Source organism: Candidatus Villigracilis saccharophilus (assembly GCF_016711665.1).
The window spans coordinates 72768-99561 of the sequence record NZ_JADJSO010000079.1 but is presented as its reverse complement, the minus strand read 5'-3'; the positions used below and the strand labels follow the sequence as shown (position 1 = coordinate 99561).

The following is a 26794-nucleotide window of genomic DNA, read 5'->3' as shown; positions in this document are numbered from 1 at the left end:
AGGCGCATTAATTTCCTTCCTACGCGGGAGGTAGGTTGTGAAGATCACCCCTGCAGGCGTTGACCGGAAAGCGGCATTAAAACAAAAATGACCGGATGTCCGGTCATTTTTGTTTGGGTCAAATTTAATTATTGCAAGAGCAGGAACCGCCGCCGCATCCGCCGCCATTACTGCCGCAGGCACAGCCGCCTTCGCCGTGGGCGTGTTCTTTTTTGGCATTCGGGCTGTTGACCGCAAAGCCGGCGCCATGCTGGGGATCGTTCACGAAATCGATCGTCGCGCCGAGCAGGTAATCAATGGAAGTTGGATCAACCACCAGTTTGACTCCGTTCGCTTCAAAGGTCTTGTCGGCATCCTGAATATTGTTATCCAATGCCATCCCAAAGTTCACGCCGCAGCATCCGCCGCCCGGCGACGTAAACACGGAGGGCGTAGCCTTCCAGTTTCCGTTCCGTCAGAATGTTCTGGACAGCCTGTGAAGCAGCTGTGGTAAGTGTGATCGTCTGTACGTCTAATTCTTGTAACATGGGTTTCTCCTTTAGGTGTGTCGCAGAATTGGACGAATATTATCAAATTAGAACCAGAATGTCAACGCAAATATTACTTTAGATCGTTTTGCTTGACACATTGTCTGTGCGACTGTAAAATCTGCGTGCATAGGCGCAAGCCTATCCTAATCCTATAATTCCCCGGGAGGAATAACCTACATGTTAGAAATGGGACTTACCCCAATGGAGACCGCCGCGATTTGGGCAATATTTGCCATCGCAATTGTTGGCTTGTTGTACGCGGTATTTTTGCGTTCCCAGATATTGCGGGAGGACAAAGGCACCGAGAAAATGCAGGAAGTCTGGAATGCGATCAAAGATGGAGCGAACGCTTATTTACAAAAGCAGATGCGCTCCATTTTGCCTTTAATTGCGATCTTGACGGTTGTGTTGTTCTTCTCTGTCTATATTGTTCCGCCAACTCCTGAAGCCCTGGAAAGATTCAGCGGTTCCACGCCGGATCAGGTTCGTATGCTGATCGGCTTTGCGCGCGCGATCGCCTTCATTATGGGCGCAGGTTTTTCGCTCGCGGTCGGACGCATCGGCATGCGTATGGCGGTTGAAGCCAATGTGCGTGTTGCCTCCGCCTCCAAGCGTTCCTTTGGCGAAGCCTTGCGCATTGCGTATCGCGCCGGCACAGTGACCGGCATGCTCACCGATGGATTGGGTCTGCTCGGCGGAACGATCATCTTCATGATCCTCGGCATTGCCGCGCCGGATGCTTTGCTCGGCTTTGGCTTTGGCGGTACTCTGCTGGCATTGTTCATGCGTGTGGGCGGCGGTATCTTTACCAAAGCGGCTGACGTCGGCGCTGACCTGGTCGGTAAGGTCGAAGCAGGCATCCCTGAGGATGACCCGAGAAATCCGGCTGTGATCGCCGACCTCGTTGGTGATAACGTCGGTGACTGCGCTGGTATGGCCGCGGATATTTTCGAATCCTATGAAGTCACGATCGTTTCCGGACTTATTCTTGGTCTGGCTCTCTGGCACATTACCGGCCGCCTTGAGTGGGTGATCTTCCCCTTGATGGTGCGCGGTATCGGTGTGCTTTCTTCCATCATCGGCACATATTTCGTGAAGGCTGGTAAGACCGGCAAGAGCGAAGACGCCATGAAAGCCATTTTCAGCGGTTTCCTTACCTCGGCTGTGGTTTCTGCCGCGTTGTTCTTTATCGCGGGTTTCCTGTATTTGAATACTCCCGAAATGAGCGCGTGGGGTGGATGGTGGCGTTTGCCGATGGCCGTTGGTGTTGGTGTTCTGCTGGCGATCGTGATTGACCGCTTGACCGAATATTTCACCGGTACACACGCTTCTCCAGTGAACGATGTCAAGAAAGCCGCGGACACAGGTCCCGCGACTCTGATCCTTAATGGTATCTCGCTTGGTTTTGAATCGTCCGTCTGGTCTGTGCTCGTGATCGCTTTGACCATTATTGCGTCCATCGCCATTTTTGGCACGATCCAAAACCCGGCTTTGGATGCCGTTGGCCGCTCGACATTTATTTTGTACGGTGTCGCGATGACCGGTATCGGTATGTTGACATTGACCCGGCAATAACGTGGCCATGGACTCCTTTGGCCCCATCGCCGATAACGCGAATGGCATCGGTGAAATGTCCTGGTCTGGTAAAACAGATAAAGCCACCAAGGAAGCCCAGCAGATCATGGCTGACCTGGATGCGGTCGGCAACACGACCAAAGCCATTACCAAAGGTGTGGCGATCGGCTCGGCTGTGATCGCGGCGGTTTCGCTCTTTGGTTCATTCCTTGTGGATGTTTCGCGCGCGCAGGCCAGTTTGGGAATGTCAGTTGCCCAGCAGATCCAGTCGATCGGTATCCGCGTGGATGTTCCGCAAGTCTTCGTGGGCATGTTGATCGGCGGCGCTCTGCCGTGGTTGTTCTCTTCATTCGCGATCCAGGCTGTGGCGCGCGCCGCTTCTCTGATTGTGTTGGAAGTGCGCCGTCAGTTCAAACTGGGCGTGCTTGACGGCAAGGTCAAACCCGATTACGCGCAGGCTGTGGAAATTTCAACAACCGCCGCGCAAAAGGAATTGGTCTCACTCGCCCTGCTAGGCATCGTGACCCCGATCGTGGTCGGCTTGTTCCTGCAGGTCGAAGCGCTTGGCGGCTTTTTGGCGGGTATCATCGTCTCTGGTCAGCTATTGGCCGTCTTCCTGAACAACTCCGGCGGTGCATGGGACAATGCCAAGAAGTTGATCGAAGATGAACCCAAAGACCCGGCCAGGAACCTTGGCAAAGGCTCCGAACGTCACAAAGCTGGCGTGGTGGGTGACACGGTCGGTGATCCGTTCAAGGATACAGCCGGCCCCGCCCTTAACCCGATGATCAAGGTTGTGAACCTTGTAGCGGTTATCATTGCCCCGATCGTGGTGAAATATTCCGACGCAAGCGGCGGGACTCAGATCGCGGTGTACGCCGTCGGCCTGGCCTTGCTCGGCCTGCTGGCCTGGGCGGTCATGCGCTCGAAGGCTTCCGCGCCATCGATGGCAGTATTGAAGTGGAAGCGCCGAAGAAGAGTAAGAAGAAGTAATATAAGTTTAAAAGACCCGTCAGAAATGGCGGGTCTTTTTCTTTTGGGGAATTCTCAATAATACCGGCAATTGTGCCTTAACAGTGCGGGCTTGATTTAGTGGTTTCTATTGGCTTAGACGAAAAATCTTTATGGGTTGTATTACACACCTATGCAATGTCAGTAAAATGGATACAAATAAGCTTAATAACTTTAAAAAGTAAATGCGGGTGCTGGGTATTTGCTTTTTCGGAGAATTTGGGATTAAAACAGTAAGATTGCCAGTTTGCAATCGTGACTTATTGTTCAAGCATGTTTGGTTGATATCTATTAATTAAATTCTTGGAGTTTAGTATGAAAGTTCTACAAAGATCTGACTTTCCAGTTATCACAGTTGTGATTGTTGCGGTTGCGTATGCCATTTTTCTCATTGCTCGGTTGTCTGTGCATCAATATGATTTCTCTGTTTTTGTTGTTGCGGGGGATGTCTTTACAAATGCTAATACCGCTCCGTCAGGATTGAAAATCCTACAAAATTCAGAAGGATATGATGGTCAATTTTATTATCGAATGGCATTGACGCCATTTACAGAAAAAGAGATCGATTTTGGGATTAGGCTTGATTACCCTGCTTACCGTCAAGCACGTATCGTCTATCCGCTCCTAGCTCGCCTATTTTCTCTTGGTCAGGCCGTCTATGTTCCTTTCGCTTTGGTGTTTGTAAATTATATTGCTTTATGTTTGATGGCATGGCTTGGAGCACGTTTTGCGAAGATGGTGCATTTGCATGTAGCATGGGGACTTGCTTTTGTCCTTTACCCGGCTTTTTTATTTACGCTCTCGCGATACGACTGAAATAGTGGCAATGGTATTTCTACTGGCTGCAATCCTATATTTGCTTCAACAACGTCAATATTTGGCAGGTGTGTTTTTTGTGCTGGCTTTCCTGACCAGAGAGACGACCCTTGTCGTTTCGGGCATCTTACTGGCAACTATTATTTTTACTCATAAGGGCCAGAACTTTTTGAATTTATGGTTTCTGCGATTCCGCCATTAGTTATGTGCTATGGCGTGTGCTGGTGGAAAATAATTGGAGTGGTCAGATAATTCGGGTTATTCATTTTAAAGATGGTTTTGGATTTCCATTGCTTGGCTTGTTTCGCTTTGTTTATTTGATTATCCCCCCGCAGATTTTATTCAGGCCATTTGGTTAATTGAAGTCCTTTTCCTTGGTATTTTTGCGTTGTTAGTTGTGTTGACGCTTTCGCGTTCCAAAAGCTTGCTGGCTATAAAAATATCCTGGTGTATATATGTAACAATGATGCTTTTTCTAAACCAGGCTGTTTGGGTTGAAGATTGGGGATTTTTTCGTGTTCTTCCAGAAGTTTATGTATTGGGCATTGTCATCCTTTTACAATCTTCTTCTATTGTTAAGCGATGGGTGTTTAATACTGGTGTTTTTTTGTGGGCACTCATCGGGTTTAATCTGGTGACTAGGTAGTAGTCGAAAAATATAAAGTTAGCATTAATTATTTAGAATAAAAAGATTTGTCGAATCAACTGATTGGGTAGCGAAATTTGAAGTATGTGTAATAACAAACTATTAATGAGACATACGCTGGTCTGAAAGATGCAAGTTAATCAAAGAAGAGACCTGATATAGCTCAGTTTGGGTCAGGCAGGAGCTCCGATTCCACCTAGTTTTTTCTGTTGCCTCTTATAAGAAAAATTGGTGCATTTTGCACGATTAAGCTCTACATAATAAATCGATGAGGATTTGCAACATTTGTGGGTGTCTAAGTCGGGGGAGAAAGAAGTTCCCAAGGAACTGCCTTTCTATAAACTGAGTGTTGACTGGTAGGACTGAATGAATTTGGTAGTTCTCTAAGCTACCCAAATTCTTAATAACTGTAGTTTCGCCAAAATAATGGAATGAGCATTGGAAAATCTGGTAGGATAAGTTTGCACACCAATCCAAAGACCAGAGGTTCCCAATGCTCCCCGTGATTGTACAACATTCTGAAGCATTAGCGACATATATTTTTGCTCTCCAACTTGCACTTTACCAACCGCAGATCCGACACTTACTTCAGATCGTAGATGCCTTGATCGTCTGTAACCAGAGAAAGACACTGAGCGACCTATCACGCTTGTTCCATGTTTCACTTGATCCCAAAGCGCTGGCGGATTTCTTTCGAGAAAGTCCGTGGAGGGTGGACCTGATCGGGAAACCACGCAAGAAATTCATGCTGATGAAAGCCCTGGAACTTGCCAGCCAAGCAGGCTTGCCGATCAAGATCATGGCCGGGCTGGATGACAGTCTGGGTAAAAAAGGAAAAGCCACCAAGAGTTTGCAAGCCGTGGATATTCATCATAATCACAACGAGAGCAGCAAGAAGAAGCAATCCTGGAGCAATGGCTACGTGTATGTTGAATTACATGTTCAGATCGGACCGTTCAGCTTTCTATTCGACACGCGGCTATATTTGCGCGAGAAGAAAGTTCGTCAACTCAATCGTGAACGATCCAAAGACCACCGCTTGCAGTATCGTAGTAAGTACAACCTGGCACGCGAGATGTTGATCGAACTGAAAGAACTTGCCCGCAGGGTGCCAAGTCTACGTCTTGTTTGACTCTTGGTACTCCTCTGCAAAGTTGATCAAATTCTGCCTGCGTCAGAAATGGCAGGTAGTGTGTGCACTCAAATCCAATCGAAAAATAGAGAAGCAACGTGTCGATCTCTACAACCAAACGCTCAAGCACAAGCCTTACCAGAAGATCACTCTGGAGGCTGTAGACGAACACCAGCCTGCTCGAACCTATTACGTCCGCACCGTGACCGGACATATTGAAAACGTTCAGCAGGAAGTCTACGTGATCATCTCAAAGAAGCGCCCTGGGGATCACTTCCCCAAGTACTTCCTTTGCACAGACACTTCCCTGTCGGCTCAGGAAGCCTTGAGAATTTACCAAAAGCGTTGGCCGGCCGAAGTCGATAATCTCTATCTCAAAGAAGTCCTCGGTCTCGGTGACTTCCGTCTGCAATCCTTCGAAGCCATTGAAAAGTGGTTTGCGGTCGTGGTGCTGGCGATCAACTATTTACAATACTGTGCCATGCTCACCTACAAACCCAAACTGCCACTGCTCTCCCTGGCTGATTGCAAACGTCAACATCAGCGCTCTCATTTCCAGGCTCTCCTGAGAACGTTGATCCATGAGATCAAAAAGCAACCTCAACAGGTGGAGAACATCCTGCAATCCTTCCTGCCTGTTGAACGTGTTGCTACCTGAGCGGAAAGTACGGCAGCAATTCCACGCTCCAGGTTCCTTGGAGGGCTTCCCCTGGCCTTCCTGCTTTTGCATGCATTAATGCTGTCGGGTTGTGGCGCGATTGCGCAAGTTTTTAAGGTTCTATTCTATAATTTGGCGAAACTACAGTTAATAAACACTTTTTTTGTGAAAATATCATTAGGAACTAAAAATATTGTTTTGGTTTGGTGGTACTTGTATAGGATTTATAAATAGTAAAGCTGAAAACAAGCAGTACGATCCAATAAATGCTCGATGAAAATAATGCAAGTATTGTGAATATACCAACCCCTGCCCAAAGCCACCAATATAATTTGAAGTTCTGTGTCGTTAACCATATCATTGCTGGAATTAACATCGGCAGGTCGTAGGCGTAAGCCCTGGGTGCGCAGAAGAGAGATGCAGAGAGAGCAAGGGAAAGGAATGGAATTGTGGGCAAAGAGCGAAATTTCCACAGAACTAACATAGCCAGAGCGATTAACAATAAAGTAAATGGCAGATTGGCAGTGCCGATCCAATTTTCCTGTGATCCCAATAAGCTGGGAAAAGTTGAGAATGGCAGTCCGTCCACTCTCTGGCCTGATATTTGTAAACTTTGTATCATTTCCAAATACCATCCTGGGCTGAGTATTGTTTCAATGAGTATCATGACGATCGAAAAGACAACGCTGATCAGAAACGCACGTTTCCCAGAACGCAAAAATAAAACAATACTGAAGGGGATAATGAGATGGGGTTTGGTTAATAGGAATGGATAGAGTAGTCCAACAAGGATATCATTATTGCGCTCGGCAGCCCAAATTACTAATACTATTAGTCCAAGCAAGATATAGTCCATTTGTCCCACCATGATTAGCTGCATACTCATGGGAACAAGGAATGCCAGTATCAATATTTTGTCCTGAATCTTGAAGTTTGGCTCGTAATAGCTGGTCAATGAACTAACAACCAAAACCGCGCTAATGACAGATGCCACTTGGTACAGCAACAACCCAACCGCTTTCGGCCAGATTGCAAAAGGAATGTAAAACCAGGCTGTCCATGGCAGATACCAAAAAGGCAGGTGATACTGTCCGACAATGATGTAGATCGATTTTCCCGCCAGTGCTGCAGAAGCAGCACTGTAGAACACATCAAAATCGTGCCAGTCACTTTTTGCATTCTGAGTGAAAAGTAATATTAAGCTGATGGAAAATATGGAAAAAACAAAGGTTGAATGAAAGATATTTTTTATAGATATGAATTTCATATATCTTCCGATATTAATTACGGTTTCGCAGTATTAATTGACTTAATTGTTGACAAGATAAATGTTGCGATAACGATTAGATATGCTTCAGTGGAAAATTTCGTTGCAAAGGATATGACTCCCACGCTGAGCCACATTAATACTGTCGGGATTGTTTTTTTGGATGTTACCCAGATCAAGGCAGGGATTAGGAATGGAAAGTTGTAAGAGTATGCACGTGGAGCACATAACATGGATGCTGATAATGTGAGGACTAAAAAGGGAGCGGTTGGCAGATGTCGATTTTTCCATACAATAATAGTGGTCAAAAACAATAGGACGATTGTGATTGGTAGGTTCGCTGTTCCAGACCAGTTTTCCTCTCTGCCAATTAACTCAGAAAGTGTTGTAAAGCCCCAAAGGTTGTCAGTGCGCAGTCCGCTTGCGTTTAACATTCGTATCATTTCATATGGCCAGTTTGGTATCCGGATGAATGCTATTAAACTTAACACGAACACACTAAGGAATGCTGAAAGTAAAAAAGATTGTCCTCCCCTTAAAATGGCAAAAGGAATGAATATGATCAATAAATGTGGCTTAAAAAGAAAGATTGGAAACAACAACCCCGCTTGAAAATTTTGTTTTTTGTCTATTAGAAAAATTGCTGCAACAATAATTGCCGTAAGGATAAAATCCATTTGTCCAGCTCGAAAAAGCAGCCAGCACATTAACATGGCCATAGCCGCGATGAGCATTTGGCTGGCAAAAGATATTTGAAAATGACGACTTGTGGAATAAATAATAAAAATAATACTTGCAAAGGTAAGGCATGTATAGATTATTTTTGCAGTTCCAAAAGAAAAAAATGCCAGTGGAATAAAAAACCAGGATACCCAAGGAAAATACCAGTATGGGAATTTGTCAACTCCGTAAGTGTGATATATGTTTTCCCCTCGTAAAGCTACTCTCGCTGAAGAATAAAACACATTGAAATCCCAAAATTCACTTTGCTTAATCGTATATAAGATAAACCAAAAAATGATAAGAAGACAGGTTAGCGCAAAGGATGTGTAAAGGATTTTTTTATAGTTTGTTTTCATGGAAAATGCCTGCTTTTTTAGAATGAATTTCTACATAAAACCGCGTCGGTCATTTTAGGCGATGTTTTTTATTTTTCAATAATCTGTTGTGACGGATACACTTTAGACAATGTAATATCATATTGTCGATTATTCATATATGATAATGCCATTCCAAATAATGTGGAGTATGATTTTGAGTTGTAAGAATCTTATCTCTGCAGGAAATGAGTGGAGGCTGGATCCCAGGTATTATGAAAGATACGCGGACTTTGCCGAGGTTCAAACCGCAAAACTACCGCCTGTCTCATAACATGGTCTGCTCACACAGAATTGGGTTATCAGCACATTGCGATTCAATGCTTCGGAGTGGGGTTGGGTCTGGTCAATTTACTTCGATCTGCAGGCGGACACGAAGCTATTTTTTCAACAATAAAGGTGTTGATTTTTTTTCCTTGCGATATTCTTAATCATTGTTTCATATAGATCACAATTTCCGCAGTGTCATACACCGCTTTATATTCCGCGGAGTTGCTTAAGTTTATATCCAGCGCACTATGACTGCTGCCTGGTTTTCGGACGTACACGTAAGAAATATTCCTGCCGATCTCCTGCGCCCATTGATTCAGGCAAGCAACATCCTGCAGCGCGCATCGCTGTAATTTTTGATAGCTATCCACCCGCGCGCCAAATTTTCCGTCATTAATCCATTCATACCCAAAGACTGTGGCAAGGCTTGTGCGTTCGGTCAAGGCCAGGAACCACTCGGAGGAAGAGTCATTTAATGGCAATCCTCGCGTAACAAGCGCGAATTGACTGTTCGGGGAGTGTTTTCTTTACCCAAGTTAAATGCGTCCAGGTCCGCTTCGTTTAAAGTGGATTGTTGTTTGATATTCGCTCCCACTTGTAAAGCAGACAGGCTGGTATACATGAATAGGATCACGAGAAATATTTTTACGGATCTTCCTTTCAGTAGACTGCTAGCCCTATCCTCATTATTCATCCCTTGACCCAGGTTTAAATTGCGCAACCCCGGCAGGATGGTTTGATCCAATCCGATACCTGCGAACATGGCCAGGGGAATCATCATAAAAAGAGCGCGCCGCCGCGCGGTTCCAGGTGCATCAGGAAGAACCAGAGCGGGATAAAAAATTTCTTTTCGCGAGCAGAGTGAATATCCCGATCAACCCCAGAATCGCGATCAAGGTCAGATCGGCTCCTCAGTGAAATCAAAGCGAAACAGAATTAGGAGTCCTGTAAGCGCGTTGTAGCTGTTTTGTTTTGCCGCTAACATGGCTGCAAGAAAAGGGTCCAATCCATGTCTTGTGAGAATTGTCAGCCACCACGGCGTTGTGATAAGTAAAATACCTAGCGCGGCGATTATCGCCCACATAAGGCCTTTCATTGAGCGGTCTTTCCACAGGTAAAAGAAGACGGCGCTGATGACGGTATGGGTCACCGCTTCGGGGTGTGTGTAGACGACCAACGCTCCCAGTCCAATCATTGCGAGGGAAGTATCCTGTGATTGCTGGGAGAAAAAAATATAGGCCTGGCGCATCGCGAGCAATGCGAATAGCAGACCAAATGCCCGCGTCACGCCGCCACCCATGATGAGCCAATCGAATGCGCGTGGTACGAACGTGAATGCCAACAGCGCCAGCGCTGCCTGGGCTTTAGAAACAAGGATCTCTTTTGCCAGAAAATAAAAAGCGGGGATGGTCAGTGCGCTTACAATGGATGGCAGGAATTGCATCAGCTTAAGCACCGAAACCTGCCCTGCGCTGGCGATCAGGCCGTAAAAATAAAACGCGAACGGGGGGTATGCAAATGGAAGAGCAGCGTTGTTGTAAGTGGTGTAATCCGGCAGGATGAAATGATTTCCCTGCAAATCAAGGATCATTTTGTAAAAGAGACCGCCATCGTTTAGCGGGAAGGATGCGGACAGCGGGGCGGAAATTCGGACAGCGAATCCAACCAGGGTTAAGAAAAATACCAGGGCAAAGCTAACGCGGTCTATTTTCAATTGACGCCCTTATTTTTTATGGATTTCTTCTTACTTTGTAAAATTCTTCTGCCACTCAAACAACTTATTCAACGCCTCGATGGGCGAGAGCGAATTCACATCCAATTTTTTCAACTCGTCCAACAACGGACTTGTTTCTGGGAACAACATCGCCTGTTGCGCGGCTTGCGGATTGATCTTTACCGCGCGCCCTGAAGTCTTTTCAAGCTCGGCCATGATCTCGTTTGCGCGTCCAATAACAGGTGCGGGTAATCCCGCCAGTTGTGCCACGTGGATTCCATACGAACGGTCTGCGCCGCCAGCGATGATCTTGTGGAGGAACACCACCTTATTATCCGCTTCACTGACTGCCACGTTATAGTTGCGAATGCCAGGCAGCAAGTCGGCGAGTTGAGTCAGTTCATGATAATGGGTTGCGAACAAAGTCTTCGCGCGCAAATGCGGATGATTGTAGAATGTATTCGATGATTCCCCATGCGATGGAAAGACCATCATACGTTGAAGTGCCGCGCCCGATCTCATCCAATATCAATAATGATCTTGAAGTGGCGTGATGCAAAATATTGGCCGCCTCCACCATCTCCACCATGAATGTGGATTGACCCGCGTGAATTTCATCCTGTGCGCCAATGCGCGTAAAAATTCTGTCCACCAACCCGATCTTCGCAGACCCGGCCGGTACTAACGACCCCATCTGCGCCATCAGGACGATCAACGCTGCCTGACGCAAGTAGGTTGATTTGCCCGCCATGTTCGGTCCCGTGATGATGCGCACCACTTCGCCCTTTTCAAAGATGACATCATTGGGGATGTATCTGTCATTGGATAATAATTGTTCCACAACCGGGGTGACGCCCCTCGTGGATTTCTAATCCACTTCCTTCGTGGACCTCTGGCCTGTTATAGCCTTCGAGGGCGGCCACTTCGCCCAGAGCGGACAGAACATCCAGTTCCGCCAATGCGCGTGCCGTGGATAATATTTTACTGGCGGCCTTCGCCAATTCCGCACAGACTTCGCGAAACAGGCGATTTTCAATTTCTTCAATTCTACCTTCCGCATTCAATACCAATGTTTCATATTCCTTCATCTCCGGTGTGATGAAGCGCTCTGCATTAACCAATGTCTGCTTGCGGATGTAATTCTCTGGCGCCCGGTCTGCCGCTCCGCGTGAGATTTCAATGAAGTAACCAAAGACCTTGTTATAGCCGACCTTGAGAGTTTTGATACCCGTCTTCTCGCGTTCGATGCCTTCCAGATTGGCGATCCAATCCCGTGCATGTTTGGAGGCTTCGATCACACCATCCAATTCTGCAGAGTAGCCGGATTTGATGACGCCAGTGTTTTGCAGGGTCGCCGGTGGATCATCGTCAATGGCATTTTGTAACAATGAATATTGCTCTTCACAAACTGTCCACTGTCCAACTGATAACTGCTCACTGATCACTGCTTTGATCTTCGGCAAAAATCCCAGCGTACTTCTCATCGCCACCATGTCTCGCGGCTGGGCATGACCTGCAATTACGCGATTGATCAATCTTTCCAGGTCGTTCAAAGGTTTTAGGGCTTCGCGTAATTCAGCGCGCACCATGCCATGATCGAAAAAACATTGCACGCCATCCTGACGTTTATTGATCTTTTCCACGTGTAACAATGGCTGACTGACCCATTGATGCATGAGCCGCTTGCCCATCGGGGTGATCGAATAATCAAGTGTTCCCAACAACGAACCTTTGCGCTCGCCTCGCAGGGTTTCATCCAGTTCAAGATTTCTGCGTGTGGATGCGTCCAATGTCATAAATTCATTGAGACTATAAACACGTAATGAGGTCAATAAATTTAACGAGTCAGGCTGGGTCTCTTTGAGATATTGTATAACCGCACCTGCGGCACGTATTGCAAGGCTGTGATCTTTTAGACCAAAGCCGCTCAATGTGGAGGATTTGAATTGCACAAGCAAGGTCTCATTACACTTGCCCGGCTCGAATTTCCATGCGGGCAAAGCTGTTCGATGACCTGTGATTCCGTCAGGCAAGATTTGATTATCAGGATGAATAGTTTCGGCGGGATGTAGGCGAGTAATTTCGGCGCGCAAAGCTTCGAGTGGAAGTTCGGTGACGGCGAATTCTCCCGTGGTCACGTCTGTATAGGAAACGGAAGCAGTCTCACCGTTAATCACGACAGAGGTCAGATAGTTGTTCGCATCGCCGGGCAGCAGTCCCGCTTCTGTCACAGTCCCCGGAGTCACCACTCTGACCACTTTGCGCGGAAAAATCCCCTTGGCAGGCTGGTCACCAACCTGTTCGCAAATGGCAACGTGATATCCCTTTTCGATCAGGCGCGCCAGATAATTTTCAACCGCATGATATGGGATGCCTGCCAGCGGCGTACGCACTCCGTTGCCGATGGGGCGCGATGTAAGTACAATATCGAGTTCGCGCGCGGTGATCTCGGCGTCTTCGTCAAAGGTTTCGTAAAAATCACCGAGCCGAAAGAACACGATCGAGTCGGGATACTCTTTTTTGATATCTAAATATTGCTGGCGGACGGGAGTGACATCATCGTTGGACATGGGGCGATTTTACCCCATTTGAAGATGATGATTAAAATGAGCGATGAGGCGGTAAAATAGGTCATTCCATTTTGAGGTGTGCCATGTTCGGCAAACGTAATGATTTATCCAAATCACAACTTTCTTTTTCCCAACCTGTAAATGAAGCTGCTTCATATGAGGATTTTTTATCGCAATTGGAAGAATTGTTTAACGGCGAAGACGCTGAAGCATTTTTTGAAGCGATCGAGAACGCGCCCGTCCGCTGGCAGCGTAAATCGGAAGTCATGATTTCAAAGGTGGTGGGACTTTTGCGTGCCGGGGAGGAAGATGAAGCTAAAAAAGTTCTTGATGAGATCGAGCGGATTCATCCAAGGTTTGCGCCGTTGTATTATTACAAGGCGAATTTATATATGCAGAATTTGTATCTCGCTCACACATTACGAATGATTCATAAGGTTCGCGCACTGGGAACTTTGGATGATGAAGCCGAAAATAGCATGAGTGAAATGGAAGAAATATCGCGTAAGATGGTGGAAGAAACAGCCGCAGAATTAGGCGTCTCTTATGATCAGATGGAAAAAAGCCAGTTGGTATCACGAGGCCTCGCAGGAAAACTGAGCTCAGGTCAATGGCAGGGCGCTGAACAAAATGCGCGCGCGATGCGATTCGGCTCATCCCAAAGTGGACAGCCCCCCGCAATGACCATTCCTATATTCTTTATTTTATGGGAAGAATGAATGAGGCTTTTACAGAGGCGAACGCGGTTCTTAACCAAGATCCGCGGAATTTATATGCATTGAAAAACCTTGTCGTTTTTCACACAGGACTTGGGGAGGATGAAAAGGCACGTGAGTTTTCGGCGCGAGTTGCCGCGCAAATAACAACGCTTCCTGAAGATGATCCGGATACGGATTTGATCATTAGCGTATTGAGCATGGTGGATGATAGCGAAACTCTTTGGCAATTGGCGCAGAAATATGTAAGACGTGATTATGATGATTTGTTGGATGACTCCTGGTTGGCGCTTGGTGTGGCGGCGATCCGCAGCGGATATTTGAAGGATGCGGTGAAATTGCTCGAAAAAATAGAGGAATATTCCGATCCCGCCCAATCGCTGTTGCCCGAAGTTCGTAAGGCAATAAAGAGCGGAAAACCCATATCTTCGCCGCCCATGTATTCCACGATAGGTTTGTTAATGCCTGCGGCAGTGTTGCAGGAATTAATTGATATACCAAACAGGCATCTTAACGACAAGGAACTTCCCCGGCATATCCAAAAGAAGATGGAGGATTTTGTTCAAAAGAAACCTTTTGTGGTGAATGGTCTATTGCGCTTGATGGTTGAGCCGAACGCGGCTGATATTATCCTTGATTTGCTTTTATCCTTTCATAAGCCCGAAGTGGATGCGCGTTTGCTGGCCTTTGCGCTTGGAGATGTTGGGACAACTCAACAGAGGCTGCATGTCTTGTCTGCAATGGCTCAAGAGGGCAGGGAAGTGCCTCCCAGTCCGCTCCGCTTTTGGGATGAAGAAACTGCTGAATGGACTGAGGTGGATTTTTATGCCCAGATGCTCTCCGATGATATTGAATTGAACATCTCGCCCAGCGCAGCAATTTGGGCGGATAAGGCGCAGAATGTAAAAGATGACGCGGATAAAATAACATTCTTTCGCAAGGCAGTTGAGCTTGATCCAAAAAGCGGATTTGCCGTACACATGCTTGGCATTTTATTAATACGAAACGGGCAAAAAGAGGAAGGGCTAAAATATGCAAAATGCGCCATTGAAGTTGACCCGGAATATATGTTTGCCTATGCAAACTTGGGGCTGATGGAAGTGCAGAATGAAGCTCCAAATAAAGAACTCGCGATTGAATATTTAAATAAGGTTTCGAAGGCTTCGGTTATTACCACCCAAACCGCATTCATAATGCATTTTGCGAGGATGGTCTTGGCGGTTCAAGACAAGGAATTTGAATATGCCCGCAAGGAATTTGAAATTGCAGTTGATCTTCGCCCGGACGATTCCATGCTCGAAGGCTGGGATGTTAGACTAAGGATGGGTGAAATTTTCTTGGGCGGGTGGCTTGCCAAATATCAGGAACAGAGCCGTAAACGGACATACAGCAAACTGTTGAAGAACAAGCTTGATGAAGATTCCAGTGCTCGGGTAACATTAAATGCCCTCACGCGTGATGTTTTAGGGGCTGTGGCGCGTATTTGGAAATTGACAGCTTACGGCAAAAAAGCTGAATTGATAAACAATATTGTTGAAAGAATGCAGGATGTTGAAGCTGTTCAATGTGTATGGGATGATTATTTGAACAGTGCAGAGAGGGGTGCCATGCATTGGATTCTTGAAAATAACGGCGTGCGTCCTTTGAAGGACTTTACTGATAAATATGGTAGCGATGAAGAAGAATCCCCGTATTGGAATTATCATAATCCCGAAACAATTATCGGGCGGCTGGGATTGGCTGGTCTTCTGGCGAAGGGGACTTTGAATGGCGCTGCAGTTGTTTTTATGCCAATCGAAATTAGAAATTCACTAAAAACATTAAACTAAATTGGAGAAAGAAAAATGTATAAACTTGTTCTCGTCCGTCATGGACAAAGTACGTGGAATCTCGAAAACCGCTTCACAGGTTGGACCGATGTTGACCTGACCGATCTTGGCCGCGAAGAAGCACGCGGCGCGGGGAAGCTGCTGCGCGAAGATGGATACGATTTTGATATCGCTTACACCTCTGTGCTGAAGCGCGCCATCAAAACGCTTGGGCTTGTTCAAGAGGAAATGAATCTTGAGTGGCTGCCTGTCATCCGCGCGTGGCAGTTGAATGAGCGTCATTATGGCGCTTTGCAGGGTTTGAACAAATCGGAGACTGCCGAGAAGTTTGGCGAAGCTCAGGTAAAGATTTGGCGGCGCTCTTACGATGTCCCGCCTCCATCTTTGGAATTGACCGATGAACGCCACCCAAAGTTTGACCGCCGTTACGCTTCGTTGACCCCCGAGCAGCTGCCAGCCACAGAGTCGCTTAAGATCACGCTGGATCGTGTTCTGCCTTACTGGCATTCCACGCTTGCGCCTGAGATCAAATCAGGCAGGCGCGTGTTGGTTGTGGCGCATGGCAATTCCATTCGCGCTTTGGTGAAGTATCTCGATAATATTTCCGAGGCCGATATCACCGAGTTGAATATCCCGACAGGCTTACCGCTCGTCTATGAACTTGACAGCGATTTGAAGCCGATAAAGAATTATTATCTTGGTGACGCTGAAGAAGCTGCGAAGAAAGCTGCGGCGGTTGCAAATCAAGGCAAGGCGAAATAGTGTAATTGGTAATTGAGTGAAGACTCTGGTGATCGCAGCATCATCGGAGTCTTTTCTTTTTACGTTTTGCGCATTACAGATTAGAATCTCTTCATGTCTCTTCATCCCGAATTTCTTCATGAACTGAAAAAGCATTTTACAGGTGATTTGCGATTTGATACCGCATCGCGTGTCTTATATTCCACTGACGCGTCCATGTATCAGATCGAGCCGCTGGGCGTTGCCATTCCCAGAACACAGGATGATCTGCAATCTGCAGTGGAGCTTGCCGCGAAATATAAAGTGCCGATCCTTCCTCGCGGCGCGGGCTCGTCCCTTGGCGGACAGGCGATTGGTGAGGCGTTGATCTTGGACTGCTCGCGTTATTTGGATGCCATCATCGAGATCGATTCTGAATCCCATACAGCCATCGTGGAACCGGGCGTCGTTCTTGCGGACCTGAATCGGGCTGCGGCGAAATCGGGCTTGATGTTCGGCCCTGACCCCGCCTCCGCAGAACGCGCCACGATGGGCGGTGTGATCGGCAACAACGCTACTGGCGCACATTCCATTTTGTATGGCATGACTGCCGATCATTTGATTTCAGCGGATGTGATTTTAGGTGATGGTTCGCTTGAAACGTGGAATGAATATGGCGATTCGAAATTATCCAGAGTTGCCGAAAATATTCGTTTGCAATATGCAGAGAAGATCAAAGAGAAATTTCCGAGATCATGGCGCAACTCGGCGGGCTATCGGCTAAATTATTTATTACCCTGGACTCCGTCTGTCCCTTCACAATGGGATGTGAATGATTACGGTCTATCGACCACGGTCTACCGTCAAAATTCAAGAGTTAATCTAGCAAGTCTGCTGGCAGGCAGTGAGGGGACGCTCGCGGTCATGCGCCGCGCGAAAGTAAATCTTGTCTCAAAGCCAAAGCATACAATTCTGGGTGTTCTTTCTTACGCGAGCATTGCGGATGCTTGTGATGATGTTCCGCGTTTGCTGGAATTCAAACCAAGTGCCATTGAATTGATTCCGCAGATGATCATTCAACTGGCGCGCGGAGTCCCAGCCTATGCGCGCCAAATGGGGTGGATGACCGGCGACCCAGCCGCGGTGCTGGTCATTGAATTTAGCGGGGACCAACCGTCGGCGTTGAAAGATGCGGTTCGTCAGCTTGGTGACGTGGTTACGATTGCAGAGTCGCCCGAAGAACAATCGCGTGTGTGGAACATTCGCAAAATGGGTTTGGGGATTCTGGATTCGCGTCCGCAGCCTGCGCGGCCTGCGGCATTTATAGAAGATTGCGCTGTGCCTGTGGAGCGGCTGGGCGATTTTGTCCGCGAAGTTGAAAAGATCATGAAAGAGCACAACACCGAAGGCGGAATTTACGCGCACGCTTCGGCTGGATGCTTGCACATCCGCCCGATATTGAATTTGCAAAAAGGGGAGGGTGCGCGCGCCATGCGCAGTATCGGCGAACAGGTTTTGCGTCTGGTGTTGAGCCTCGGCGGTTCGATGAGCAGTGAGCACGGTGACGGGATCGTTTCCGGGGAGTGGATCGAAAAAACATACGGCGTGGAAGTGACCGAGGCCATGCGCTCCATCAAACGTGCGGCTGACCCGGATTATCTTTTGAACCCGAAGAAGATGTTCGATGCGCCGCCTATGGATTCACATTTGCGTTACGGCGAAGAATATCGCGTGAACGTTTGGACTTCGGCTCTGCATTTTGAACACGAGCGTGGCCTTGCTGGCGCGATTGAACATTGCAATGGACAAGGTGTGTGCAGGAAAACCACAGGCGTGATGTGCCCGTCATTTCAAGCCACGCGGGATGAACAGAACTCGACACGTGGGCGTTCAAATTTACTGCGGGCGTTGATCAGTGGACAGAAGACGGTGAACGATAAACGGTCTACGGTCAATGGTCTATCGTCTGCAGTCTTCGAATCGCTTGATCTCTGTCTTGCCTGTAAAGGCTGCACTTCGGAATGTCCCAGCGGCGTGGATATGCCGAAATTGAAATATGAATTCATGAATGAGTATTACAAGACTCATCGCCGTCATTTGCGTGATTATTTATTTGGATATTTTCACGTGGTGTCAAAATGGTTGACTCCAATAGCTCCGCTGGCGAATGCCTTTATGAAGATGGATTGGTCACGGAAATTAATTGCAGGTGTTATGGGAATTACGGATAGGCGGCCTTTCCCGTTACTTGCTGGAAGTAAACAGGGAAATAAGTATCCACGCGCAGGCGGCCAGGCAGAAAAGAAGAAGGTCATCTTTTTGTCAGATGTATTTTCGCGTTATCTTGAACCACAGGTGGAACAGGCAGTATTTGATATCTTGCAAGCCGCCGGGTATGATGTGATAGCCTTGCCTGTGATCGGCGCGGGAGCTTCGCTGCTTTCCAAGGGATTTATTGATGCGGCGCGTAGCCACGCTGAGAAAGTCCTCGCGGAGATTAACGCCATAGATGGTGGAGCAGGCTTGAGCGTGGTTGGATGCGAACCGCCTGAGGTGTATTGCCTCAAGCATGAATATGTCAGCTTGCTGCCAGAGCGTCGCGCGGAGATCGAATCCATTACGAAAAATGTCTGGCTGGTGGATGAATTTCTCTTGCGCGCAGATAGTATAAAGGATTTGCGTATAGCCACTAAAAAGCAGTTAGATATTTTGGAACCTGATAACCGGAAGATCACTTTTCATCCCCACTGCCACCAACGTGCCGAAGGGCTTGCGGATGACGGCATGCCAACAGGCGCTGCCTCCACTCTGGCATTGTTGCGCGTCCTTGGTTTTGAAGTGGACGTGGTCGATGCGGGCTGCTGCGGTATGGCAGGCACCTTCGGATATGATGCCGAGCATTATGATCTCTCAATGCGGGTGGGAGAGTTGAAATTATTTCCTGCGCTTCGCCAAGCGTCAGCGTCGTTGATTGTCTCAAGCGGTTCAGCCTGTAGGTTGCAGATCAAGCAGGGCGCGCAAAGGGAAGCCCAGCACCCGCTTGTGTTGATATCAAGTTACTTAAAGGATAACTTATGAAAAAGACCATTCTTGTATTATCCCTTTTCCTCTTTGCGTGTTCGCAGGAAATTCCGCTGACGGCAGTGCCGTTTATGCCCCCAATAACTCCTCCGACAGACGCGTCGCTACCCACTCCTTCGGCCATTGCGGAGATTCTGCCGACGACTGAAGTATTTGCGCCTGCTGCCGCGCTTCCAACTGGACCAGTGACCCTGGTCGCGCTTGGCGATAGTTTGACTCAAGGCGACGGAGATGATTCCGGTCGTGGCTATCCAGGGCGCCTGCTCGAAATGATCGGCACCGTGCGAACAGACTCAGAAATGACGAATTTGGGTAGGTCAGGTTGGAGTTCAGATGCACTTATCAATGGCGATCAGGGGCTTTTAGGCCAACTTTCGCGCGCTGTGAGTGAATTGGATGCCGCAAGATCCCAGGGACGCGGTGCGGTTGCCCTCGTCTGGATCGGGAGTAATGATCTGTGGTACCTCTACGAATATGGCGAGGGTTCAGATGAAAATGACGCCCTGGATGCCGAAAGATTTTCCGCGAACATGGATTTGATCATAAGTCAGTTACGTAAAACCGGCGCGCAGGTGGTCATTGCACTGCTCGACGATCAGACGAAGCGCCCTGTCGCCCTCAAGGGCGAAGCCTTTCCATCCATCACCTCCGATGAATTAGCGCGTATGTCCGCCCAGGTGGAGCTATATAACCAAATCATCACCGAGAAAGCCGATCAATATGGCGCTTTGACGGTTGATTTTTATTCGTCAGATTTATTTACCGATCCTGACACCCTCTATGATGATGGTAATCACCCAAACTCCGCCGGCTATGACATCATCGCCCAGAAATGGTTTGAGGTTCTACAGAGTCTGCTCAACTAAAGCGTACGCCGCGATGGAAAACGCGTTGGCAACGTTGAACGATCTTTTTTGTCCGCGCATGGGTATAAAATAGATCTCATCTGCGAGATCCAGCAGTTCAGGATCCACGCCTGTGACTTCATTTCCGATGATCAGCACAATGTTTTCTTGCAGCTGCAGTTTTTGTGCTGCTATGGGGTGTGCGCGTTCATGTTCTTCCAATGCCAACACTTTCCAGCCTGTTTTCTTCAATCCTTTGATGAGCTTGACCGCATCTTTGTGGTGCGACCAGGTGACAAAGTCCTCCGCCCCCAGCGAGGTCTTTTTCACTGCGTCCTGCTCTGGCGTAGGCGTGATCCCGCACAGGTAGGCGTGTGAGAACCCAAATCCATCTGCCGAACGCAGGATCGAACCGACATTCCAGGCCGAGCGAATATTGTCCACCAGCACGGCGATCATTTTTTCTTCCGTTGTGTTTTCATTATTTTTGTCAGGTTCATTTTGTTTTGAGATATTCCGCTTCAAAATAGTGTGAGTCTCTCCAAGACAATGCGGACAACGAATTCCAAAAGAATGTCCTTCCATGATCGGGTAGCGTAATCCGCAGGCGGTATTCAAACACACGCGGATTTCATAAGATCGTGTCATATCGTGATTATACACATAATATTTTGCTACTTTCGGCAACTGACGGCGTATATTGATCTGTAGAAAATTGAAAAGGAGAAACCTATGATTACTCAACGACAAGCTTTAAGGAGATCAAAAAACAACCGCGTGGTGGCTGGCGTGTGCGGTGGATTGGCTGAATTCTTCGGCGTAAGCGCTTTCTGGTTCCGGTTCGCATTCGCGCTGGCTTTGATCCCTGGCGGCGTACCGGGCATCCTCGTCTATCTCGTTATGATGATGATTGTCCCTTCTGAATAAGCGGAGTGTATGGGTTTTTAAAAGCAGTTCCTTTCACAGGAACTGCTTTTTGTTTTGATTTAGCCTGTCTTGTTTATGCTTCTCAAATACATCTCTTCAACCTTTTTTCTAGCCCATGGGGTTCTTCTTAGAAACTTCAGGCTCGATTTGATGCTGGGGTCATTCCGAAAGCATTGAATGGGGATCTGTTTGCCTAGTTCGTCCCAGCCGTGTTGCTTCACGAGCTGGGTGAGGATCGTTTCGAGCGTAATGCCGTGCAAGGGGTTTTGAGGTTGCTCATTCATTTATTTTCTCTTGTGAATTTTATTTTCATGTGATCGCCATGATTTTTATATCATTGATCTCGTAAAACGTGCCAGTGCCGTTTTGCTGGATCATAAAACGTTCAATGACAGGCTCCAGAAGTTGTTCCGCTTCCTGCTGGGAAGGGGAATGGTCGAGCAGGATATTTGTGTCAATCCTCCCGCTCCAACGGATATCCTCATCAACGAGATGGGCAGAGATAAAATACTGCCTCATATTTTCATTTGCCGTTATCAGGGCTGCCAGGTTTTCGCGGACAGTTAACTCGGCTGTAGTTTCATTTTGAAACACGATTTCCAATATTTGGTGGGTTGGGTCGAATTTTTTCATCTGTACGCTTCTAAGTACTGCCTTAGTTTCCCGGAATGCGAATAACGGAGCGACCCAAAATTTGGCGATGGCCCATATGATGACGGCCATGCTCGATCCGATAAAAAAAGCAAGGAATAGATTGGATACATAAAAACCCTGCTGGGTCCCTGACCAATAGTTAAGTAATGCAAAGAAAACAGTAAGGCCGAACATTCCTCCGCCTGCCGTGCCGAGCCGTTCACTCCAGAGTTGGGCGGGACTTTGCGCAGAGGCTTGCTGGAAATGATAATGGCAGAGGGGTACAGGCAATTGCAGGATGATGCTCCTGCGCCCATACGTGAAGACCTGTTCGAAATTGTATTCCTTGTGAACAGTCTTAAGGCAATAAGCACATGCCGATGGGAATTTGATCTGCTGACCGTAAAATTGGATTCTTCTCATTGTTTAATCCATGATTTATTCTGCATTAATTTTCTTTCAAGCCATGTAATAGTGTGCAGTCCAAAGGTGGTGTTTCGCATGTAATTGATACTATCCATGTCATCAACGCTTAAGTATATGCCCATACTTTTTGCCCAGAGCCATTCCTTTTGGAATGCAGTTTATTTCTATGCAAATCCTTGGTTTTCTCTAGAGCAAAGAATTTTTGCAAGAGTCAGTTATTCCCTTCAATCTGAATCATTCAGTTTCCGAACAATGTCAAGTATAACGCTATCAACACCTAAACATCAGTATTCCAAAAATGGACAACTCCATAATTTGGATTCTTATAAATAGCCGGGTTTTGAGCCGCAAAGCTCGTATGGAGCGCGAAGAGACCAGTGCATCAGACACTTTCATGCCTTTTGCTATCAAGCCCGGCGTCAGTGATGTTCGTTATCTGGTCATTTTGAGGGTGATTCAATACCATACTATGAGGATTGTCATTCCAATCTCGCAGGACTATTCTTGTAGCTATAGCACAAGCAAAAAGGAGAAAACCTTATGTCCCCAGAGATCGAACGATATCGTGTAAATACAGTCGCTTTGAATATCCGCGCAGAGCCCTCTACAACATCTGAAATCCTTGGCCACGCGATCAAGGATCAAGTGATTGAGTCGCTTGAAGAAACCCCGGACGGCGCGTGGATCAGGCACAAAGAGAATTCCCTGGAAGGCTGGTCGACAAAGAAGTATTTATCGAGGGTGGCTGGAAACGCCTTAAGCGGGGATTTCCCCTGGATGCCCATTGCCGATAAGGAATACGGTGTCATAGAATTCCCGGGCGATGAGCATAATCCGCGCATTTTGGAATATTTTAGTACGGTCAAGAATATCGGTTCACGCTGGAAAGTGCAGGACGAGACTCCATGGTGCTCGGCGTTTGTCAACTGGTGTGTGGAAGAGGCTGGGTACGTCGGCACGAAATCCGCGCTTTCCGCTTCTTGGCTGAGCTGGGGTAAAGAGATCAATAACCCTGTCAAAGGCTGCATTGCTGTTTTTTCTCGTGAAGGCGGCGGGCATGTGGGGTTTTATATTGATGAAACTGTGGCCGGGAAGGAAACTTTTATCCGTATTTTAGGCGGTAATCAGGATCATGGTGAAACCGATATCGGCGCGGTCAATTTAAAGTTTTACCCGAAGTCAAAGCTGTTGGGATATCGGGTTCCGTAGCGGCATGGAATGTGGATAGGCGCGGACTCTTTGCCCAAAGCAAAATTGCCTGAAAGGTCTTGACTACAAATTGGCTGATTGAAGGCTGGGTGTGTGAAACTTTTCAGGTTTTGATTTTTGAACGAAAGAATTTCTTGAATATTACAAGATTAATTCGCGCCAAACAGCTTTTGGTGTAATTCGTCTTAAGTTTTCCCGCCTTTGATTTTGCCATTTTTATTTAATACGTTTTCCTTGACGCTTCCGCTTCCTCCCGCTATAATCAATCCGCTTCATTCAAAACCAACCAGACGGGCGCAACAAGCCCGTCTGATGTATGTAAAAGGAGAAAGTAAGAAATGACCCCACATCCAAAGCGCAAGCACTCCAAAGGACGCCGTGATCGCCGTCGCGCGCACGACGCGCTGACCGCGGTCAACACCGTGGCATGTTCCAACTGCGGTGCCAAGCGCCTGCCGCACACCGTCTGCTCCAGCTGCGGTTTCTACAATGGCCGTGAAGTTATCCAGGTCAAAAAAGAAAAGAAAGCCAGCGAGTAAACTCAACGGGTCGTGACTATCACGACCCGTTTGTGTTTTAATTGGCACCTGGAGGCATGATGAAAATTAATGGACAGAAGACAGCGTTCGTATTCCCCGGCCAAGGCTCACAGTTTGTGGGTATGGGCAGGGAACTCGCCGCGCAATATTTGATCGTAAAACAAACCTTTGACGAAGCCGATTCGATTCTTGGTTTTTCCATTTCCAAATTAATGATGGAAGGCACGCCAGAAGAATTGAACGATACGCTTAATACCCAGCCGGCTTTATTTATCCATTCACTCGCCGCTTACCGCGCCTTCTCGTATCTTTACCCTGACCTGACACCTGCCGCACTGGCCGGACATTCGCTTGGCGAATTATCCGCCCTGTCTGCGTCGGGGGCATTATCCTTTGGTGATGGCTTGCGTCTGGTGCGCAGGCGCGGTGAATTGATGAAACGCGCTGGTGAACTCGCGCCTGGTTCCATGGCAGCCATTCTCGGCGTGGATATCCCAACGCTTGACAAAGTTTGCGCTGACGCCAGCACTCCCGGCGAGATCGTACAAGTGGCAAATGACAATTGCCCGGGGCAGGTGGTTATCTCTGGTGCGAAAGCCGCTGTGGAACGCGCCATGCTGGGAGCGAAGTCTGCTGGAGCAAAGCGGGCACTGCCGTTGGCGGTGTCCATTGCAGCGCACTCACCTCTGATGGATTCGATCCAAAAGGAGTGGAATGATGCGGTCACGTCCGCAAAATTTTTAACCCCGCAGCTGACCGTGATCGGCAATGTGTACGCGGCACCGCTGGCTGATGAGGAATCCGCCCGCGCTGATATCATTTTGCAAATGCAGTCGCGAGTGCGCTGGACTGAGACAGTGAATTTTATGGTTTCGCAGGGGATCACTGCCTTTGTGGAAATTGGAAGTGGCACAGTGCTGGGCGGTTTGGTCAAACGTATTGCGGATGGTATGATGATTTTTCCTTTGGGTAATCCGCAGGATTTTGCAGCGCTTGAAGCGTAAACTTTATCACTAAAAATTGGAGAAAAAATAATGCTGCGCAGACTTATGCTTATCACGATCATTATTCTGGTAACAGCCTGCGCCCCGTTGGATATTTACGCGACGGATACGCCGAATATCACGCCGATCCCAAATATCGCGTCGGATACGCCTGCTCCATTTATTGTCCCGGTAACAGATACACCGGCGCCGATCATCATCCCGGTGACCGATACGCCCGTTATTAATCCCATTGTGACAGATACTGCACCTGTCATAGAGAACAGCTTACGGCGACCGATACACCCATCGCAATTCCTGCCGTAAAGTGGTGGGATGTTTATTTTACCGACCCTCAAACGATCAATGACCCGGACAATATTACCGGCTCGATTGAAGAGAAACTGATCCAGCTTATCAATAACGCCCAGATCAGTATTCATATTTCATCTTTTGAATTTAACCTCACACCTGTGGCTGAGGCATTGATCGCCGCCAAAAACCGTGGCGTGGATGTGAAATGGGTGACCGATGACAAGAATGGACTGAATTACGATATTCAGCCTGGGCGTGGACAATTTGCGCTTTTGCTGGCAGCCGGCATCGAGGTCAAAGATGATGCGCGCACGGCCTTGATGCATAATAAATTCTGGATCTTTGATAATGAGACTGTGTGGACGGGGTCAACGAATATTACAGTTAATGGAATTTTCAAGCAGAACAATAATGTGCTGGTCATCCGATCGACAGACATTGCATATATTTACGAACGAGAATTCCAGGAAATGTGGAGCAATCAATTCGGACCGCGCGCACCTTCCACGGTGAATACCCAGTGGGCGATCCTGAATGGTACCCCGCTTCAGGTATTGTTTTCGGCGGAGGATCATGTGGTCAGTAACTTGATCGCGCTTGTGAATGACGCGCAGGTCAGTGTCCGCTTTCTTGCTTTCAGTTTTACCGATTACCCGCTTGCCAAGGCGATGATCGATCGTGCTGCTGCTGGCGTGGATGTGAAGGGTGTATACGAAACCTTTGGCAGTACCAGCACGGGCTCTGAAATGAAAACATTCTGGTGCGCGGGGGTGCCTGTACGGCAGGATGGCAATGGCAGTTTTCTGCACGATAAGATCATCATTATCGATAACAGCATTGTCGTGACTGGGTCGCTTAATTATTCATCCAATGCGGACGACTCGAACGAAGAGAATGTTGTGATCCTGGATAATGCCGAGATCGCTGCTTTGTATTTACTGGAATTTGAGAAACTGTGGAATCAAGCGCACGATTTGGAAGCGGGGCTGGTAACCTGCGAGTAATGCGAACTAATTACATTTATTACTAATGAAGTTATTACCGTCAAGCGGCAGTCACGTCAATTCGGTATAGTATAATGACGGTATGAACGCCTTGTCTGACAATACGATTGTCAGCGCCGCTTTCTCTGCGGGTCTGGAAGTGTATCTGGTTAAGCAGTTTTGCTTGACCAGATTTTTGTTTTATAGAATGCTACGTCGTTGCGAGGGCGATCGCCCAAATCAATCCCCAATTATGCAGGGAGCGCCAGAGAAAATCGCTCGCAGTGACGATACTAAGGAGA

General features: G+C 47.6%; 26 protein-coding genes and 1 pseudogene. 16 read left to right on the top strand and 11 right to left on the bottom strand.

Annotated features, from left to right (window positions below; all coding sequences use genetic code 11):
* Window positions 1-124: 124 nt before the first annotated feature.
* Together IPL17_RS24455 and IPL17_RS24450 are read right to left on the bottom strand one after the other, a co-directional pair.
* Window positions 125-391, bottom strand: a complete 267-nt coding sequence (locus IPL17_RS24455; protein WP_345309704.1) for a hypothetical protein — start codon at window positions 389-391, stop codon at window positions 125-127.
* Entirely contained in the window at window positions 366-527 is a 162-nt protein-coding gene (locus tag IPL17_RS24450) for a hypothetical protein (protein ID WP_345309703.1), read from the bottom strand. Before IPL17_RS24450 ends, IPL17_RS24455 begins: the two co-directional genes overlap by 26 nt.
* 180 nt (window positions 528-707) lie before the next feature.
* Between IPL17_RS24450 and IPL17_RS24445 the strand changes: the two genes are divergently transcribed.
* The 5 genes from IPL17_RS24445 to IPL17_RS24425 all read left to right on the top strand — a co-directional run bounded on the left by IPL17_RS24445 (window position 708) and on the right by IPL17_RS24425 (window position 6368).
* On the top strand, window positions 708-2105 hold the full coding sequence (locus IPL17_RS24445; protein WP_345309702.1) for a sodium/proton-translocating pyrophosphatase: 1398 nt from the start codon (window positions 708-710) through the stop codon (window positions 2103-2105).
* A gap of 7 nt (window positions 2106-2112) precedes the next feature.
* A complete protein-coding gene (locus IPL17_RS24440; protein WP_345309701.1) occupies window positions 2113-3159 on the top strand; it encodes a sodium/proton-translocating pyrophosphatase in 1047 nt (348 codons plus the stop codon).
* A gap of 272 nt (window positions 3160-3431) precedes the next feature.
* Complete coding sequence (locus tag IPL17_RS24435) at window positions 3432-3932, top strand: hypothetical protein (protein ID WP_345309700.1); 501 nt, start codon at window positions 3432-3434, stop codon at window positions 3930-3932.
* Window positions 3933-5071: 1139 nt separating this feature from the next.
* Window positions 5072-5710: a transposase gene (locus tag IPL17_RS24430; protein WP_345309699.1), complete on the top strand. Its 639-nt coding sequence runs from the start codon at window positions 5072-5074 to the stop codon at window positions 5708-5710.
* Window positions 5703-6368, top strand: coding sequence for a transposase (locus IPL17_RS24425; protein ID WP_345309698.1), 666 nt, complete (start codon window positions 5703-5705; stop codon window positions 6366-6368). The genes IPL17_RS24430 and IPL17_RS24425 overlap by 8 nt, the downstream gene beginning before the upstream one ends.
* A gap of 184 nt (window positions 6369-6552) precedes the next feature.
* On the opposite strand, the gene IPL17_RS24420 is transcribed toward IPL17_RS24425, so the two are convergent.
* The 6 genes and pseudogenes from IPL17_RS24420 to mutS form a co-directional block, all read right to left on the bottom strand.
* Window positions 6553-7635 (bottom strand): glycosyltransferase family 87 protein, encoded by a 1083-nt coding sequence (locus IPL17_RS24420; protein WP_345309697.1) that lies wholly within the window; start codon window positions 7633-7635, stop codon window positions 6553-6555.
* Between the two features lie 17 nt (window positions 7636-7652).
* Window positions 7653-8714, bottom strand: a complete 1062-nt coding sequence (locus tag IPL17_RS24415; RefSeq protein WP_345309696.1) for a glycosyltransferase 87 family protein — start codon at window positions 8712-8714, stop codon at window positions 7653-7655.
* Between the two features lie 449 nt (window positions 8715-9163).
* Window positions 9164-9484, bottom strand: coding sequence for a hypothetical protein (locus tag IPL17_RS24410; RefSeq protein WP_345309695.1), 321 nt, complete (start codon window positions 9482-9484; stop codon window positions 9164-9166).
* On the bottom strand, window positions 9475-9783 hold the full coding sequence (locus IPL17_RS24405; RefSeq protein ID WP_345309694.1) for a hypothetical protein: 309 nt from the start codon (window positions 9781-9783) through the stop codon (window positions 9475-9477). The genes IPL17_RS24410 and IPL17_RS24405 overlap by 10 nt, the downstream gene beginning before the upstream one ends.
* Window positions 9784-9900: 117 nt before the next feature.
* Complete coding sequence (locus IPL17_RS24400) at window positions 9901-10716, bottom strand: hypothetical protein (protein WP_345309693.1); 816 nt, start codon at window positions 10714-10716, stop codon at window positions 9901-9903.
* A gap of 30 nt (window positions 10717-10746) precedes the next feature.
* Window positions 10747-13286, bottom strand: a pseudogene (gene mutS / locus IPL17_RS24395) (DNA mismatch repair protein MutS).
* Window positions 13287-13369: 83 nt separating this feature from the next.
* Here mutS and IPL17_RS24390 point away from each other — a divergent pair.
* The 5 genes from IPL17_RS24390 (at window position 13370) to IPL17_RS24370 (ending at window position 20498) form a co-directional block, all read left to right on the top strand.
* Entirely contained in the window at window positions 13370-14005 is a 636-nt protein-coding gene (locus IPL17_RS24390) for a hypothetical protein (RefSeq protein ID WP_345309692.1), read from the top strand.
* Window positions 14002-15831: a hypothetical protein gene (locus tag IPL17_RS24385; RefSeq protein ID WP_345309691.1), complete on the top strand. Its 1830-nt coding sequence runs from the start codon at window positions 14002-14004 to the stop codon at window positions 15829-15831. Before IPL17_RS24390 ends, IPL17_RS24385 begins: the two co-directional genes overlap by 4 nt.
* Before the next feature lie 15 nt (window positions 15832-15846).
* Window positions 15847-16593 (top strand): 2,3-diphosphoglycerate-dependent phosphoglycerate mutase, encoded by a 747-nt coding sequence (gpmA, locus tag IPL17_RS24380; protein ID WP_345309690.1) that lies wholly within the window; start codon window positions 15847-15849, stop codon window positions 16591-16593.
* Window positions 16594-16686: 93 nt separating this feature from the next.
* Entirely contained in the window at window positions 16687-19629 is a 2943-nt protein-coding gene (locus IPL17_RS24375; RefSeq protein ID WP_345309689.1) for an FAD-linked oxidase C-terminal domain-containing protein, read from the top strand.
* A complete protein-coding gene (locus tag IPL17_RS24370) occupies window positions 19626-20498 on the top strand; it encodes a GDSL-type esterase/lipase family protein (RefSeq protein WP_345309688.1) in 873 nt (290 codons plus the stop codon). Before IPL17_RS24375 ends, IPL17_RS24370 begins: the two co-directional genes overlap by 4 nt.
* On the opposite strand, the gene IPL17_RS24365 is transcribed toward IPL17_RS24370, so the two are convergent.
* Window positions 20478-21125 (bottom strand): TrmH family RNA methyltransferase, encoded by a 648-nt coding sequence (locus IPL17_RS24365; RefSeq protein WP_345309687.1) that lies wholly within the window; start codon window positions 21123-21125, stop codon window positions 20478-20480. The two genes, IPL17_RS24370 and IPL17_RS24365, sit on opposite strands and share 21 nt — an antisense overlap.
* An 84-nt stretch (window positions 21126-21209) precedes the next feature.
* Here IPL17_RS24365 and IPL17_RS24360 point away from each other — a divergent pair, with 84 nt between their 5' ends.
* Window positions 21210-21404, top strand: a complete 195-nt coding sequence (locus tag IPL17_RS24360; RefSeq protein WP_345309686.1) for a PspC domain-containing protein — start codon at window positions 21210-21212, stop codon at window positions 21402-21404.
* 59 nt (window positions 21405-21463) lie between these two features.
* On the opposite strand, the gene IPL17_RS24355 is transcribed toward IPL17_RS24360, so the two are convergent.
* Complete coding sequence (locus IPL17_RS24355) at window positions 21464-21688, bottom strand: VF530 family protein (RefSeq protein ID WP_345309685.1); 225 nt, start codon at window positions 21686-21688, stop codon at window positions 21464-21466.
* 25 nt (window positions 21689-21713) lie between these two features.
* Entirely contained in the window at window positions 21714-22460 is a 747-nt protein-coding gene (locus IPL17_RS24350; RefSeq protein WP_345309684.1) for a hypothetical protein, read from the bottom strand.
* A gap of 543 nt (window positions 22461-23003) precedes the next feature.
* On the opposite strand from IPL17_RS24350, the gene IPL17_RS24345 reads away from it, so the two are divergent.
* The 5 genes from IPL17_RS24345 to IPL17_RS24325 all read left to right on the top strand — a co-directional run bounded on the left by IPL17_RS24345 (window position 23004) and on the right by IPL17_RS24325 (window position 26513).
* Window positions 23004-23672, top strand: a complete 669-nt coding sequence (locus IPL17_RS24345) for an SH3 domain-containing C40 family peptidase (RefSeq protein ID WP_345309683.1) — start codon at window positions 23004-23006, stop codon at window positions 23670-23672.
* Window positions 23673-24010: 338 nt separating this feature from the next.
* Window positions 24011-24211 carry a 50S ribosomal protein L32 gene (gene rpmF / locus IPL17_RS24340; RefSeq protein ID WP_345309682.1) on the top strand — a complete coding sequence of 67 codons (201 nt, stop codon included), beginning with the start codon at window positions 24011-24013 and terminating at the stop codon, window positions 24209-24211.
* 56 nt (window positions 24212-24267) lie between these two features.
* Window positions 24268-25215 carry an ACP S-malonyltransferase gene (fabD, locus tag IPL17_RS24335; protein ID WP_345309681.1) on the top strand — a complete coding sequence of 316 codons (948 nt, stop codon included), beginning with the start codon at window positions 24268-24270 and terminating at the stop codon, window positions 25213-25215.
* Window positions 25216-25245: 30 nt separating this feature from the next.
* Entirely contained in the window at window positions 25246-25521 is a 276-nt protein-coding gene (locus tag IPL17_RS24330; RefSeq protein WP_345309680.1) for a hypothetical protein, read from the top strand.
* Window positions 25503-26513 (top strand): phospholipase D-like domain-containing protein, encoded by a 1011-nt coding sequence (locus IPL17_RS24325; protein WP_345309789.1) that lies wholly within the window; start codon window positions 25503-25505, stop codon window positions 26511-26513. Before IPL17_RS24330 ends, IPL17_RS24325 begins: the two co-directional genes overlap by 19 nt.
* The last annotated feature ends 281 nt before the right edge of the window (window positions 26514-26794 follow it).

Coding starts and splice junctions, on each gene's coding strand:
- IPL17_RS24450 (WP_345309703.1), bottom strand. CDS start 527: ATGTTACAAGAATTAGACGTACAGACGATCACACTTACCACAGCTGCT.
- IPL17_RS24445 (WP_345309702.1), top strand. CDS start 708: ATGTTAGAAATGGGACTTACCCCAATGGAGACCGCCGCGATTTGGGCA.
- IPL17_RS24440 (WP_345309701.1), top strand. CDS start 2,113: ATGGACTCCTTTGGCCCCATCGCCGATAACGCGAATGGCATCGGTGAA.
- IPL17_RS24435 (WP_345309700.1), top strand. CDS start 3,432: ATGAAAGTTCTACAAAGATCTGACTTTCCAGTTATCACAGTTGTGATT.
- IPL17_RS24430 (WP_345309699.1), top strand. CDS start 5,072: ATGCTCCCCGTGATTGTACAACATTCTGAAGCATTAGCGACATATATT.
- IPL17_RS24420 (WP_345309697.1), bottom strand. CDS start 7,635: ATGAAATTCATATCTATAAAAAATATCTTTCATTCAACCTTTGTTTTT.
- IPL17_RS24415 (WP_345309696.1), bottom strand. CDS start 8,714: ATGAAAACAAACTATAAAAAAATCCTTTACACATCCTTTGCGCTAACC.
- IPL17_RS24405 (WP_345309694.1), bottom strand. CDS start 9,783: ATGATGATTCCCCTGGCCATGTTCGCAGGTATCGGATTGGATCAAACC.
- IPL17_RS24390 (WP_345309692.1), top strand. CDS start 13,370: ATGTTCGGCAAACGTAATGATTTATCCAAATCACAACTTTCTTTTTCC.
- IPL17_RS24385 (WP_345309691.1), top strand. CDS start 14,002: ATGAATGAGGCTTTTACAGAGGCGAACGCGGTTCTTAACCAAGATCCG.
- gpmA (WP_345309690.1), top strand. CDS start 15,847: ATGTATAAACTTGTTCTCGTCCGTCATGGACAAAGTACGTGGAATCTC.
- IPL17_RS24375 (WP_345309689.1), top strand. CDS start 16,687: ATGTCTCTTCATCCCGAATTTCTTCATGAACTGAAAAAGCATTTTACA.
- IPL17_RS24370 (WP_345309688.1), top strand. CDS start 19,626: ATGAAAAAGACCATTCTTGTATTATCCCTTTTCCTCTTTGCGTGTTCG.
- IPL17_RS24365 (WP_345309687.1), bottom strand. CDS start 21,125: ATGACACGATCTTATGAAATCCGCGTGTGTTTGAATACCGCCTGCGGA.
- IPL17_RS24360 (WP_345309686.1), top strand. CDS start 21,210: ATGATTACTCAACGACAAGCTTTAAGGAGATCAAAAAACAACCGCGTG.
- IPL17_RS24355 (WP_345309685.1), bottom strand. CDS start 21,688: ATGAATGAGCAACCTCAAAACCCCTTGCACGGCATTACGCTCGAAACG.
- IPL17_RS24350 (WP_345309684.1), bottom strand. CDS start 22,460: ATGAGAAGAATCCAATTTTACGGTCAGCAGATCAAATTCCCATCGGCA.
- IPL17_RS24345 (WP_345309683.1), top strand. CDS start 23,004: ATGTCCCCAGAGATCGAACGATATCGTGTAAATACAGTCGCTTTGAAT.
- rpmF (WP_345309682.1), top strand. CDS start 24,011: ATGACCCCACATCCAAAGCGCAAGCACTCCAAAGGACGCCGTGATCGC.
- fabD (WP_345309681.1), top strand. CDS start 24,268: ATGATGAAAATTAATGGACAGAAGACAGCGTTCGTATTCCCCGGCCAA.
- IPL17_RS24330 (WP_345309680.1), top strand. CDS start 25,246: ATGCTGCGCAGACTTATGCTTATCACGATCATTATTCTGGTAACAGCC.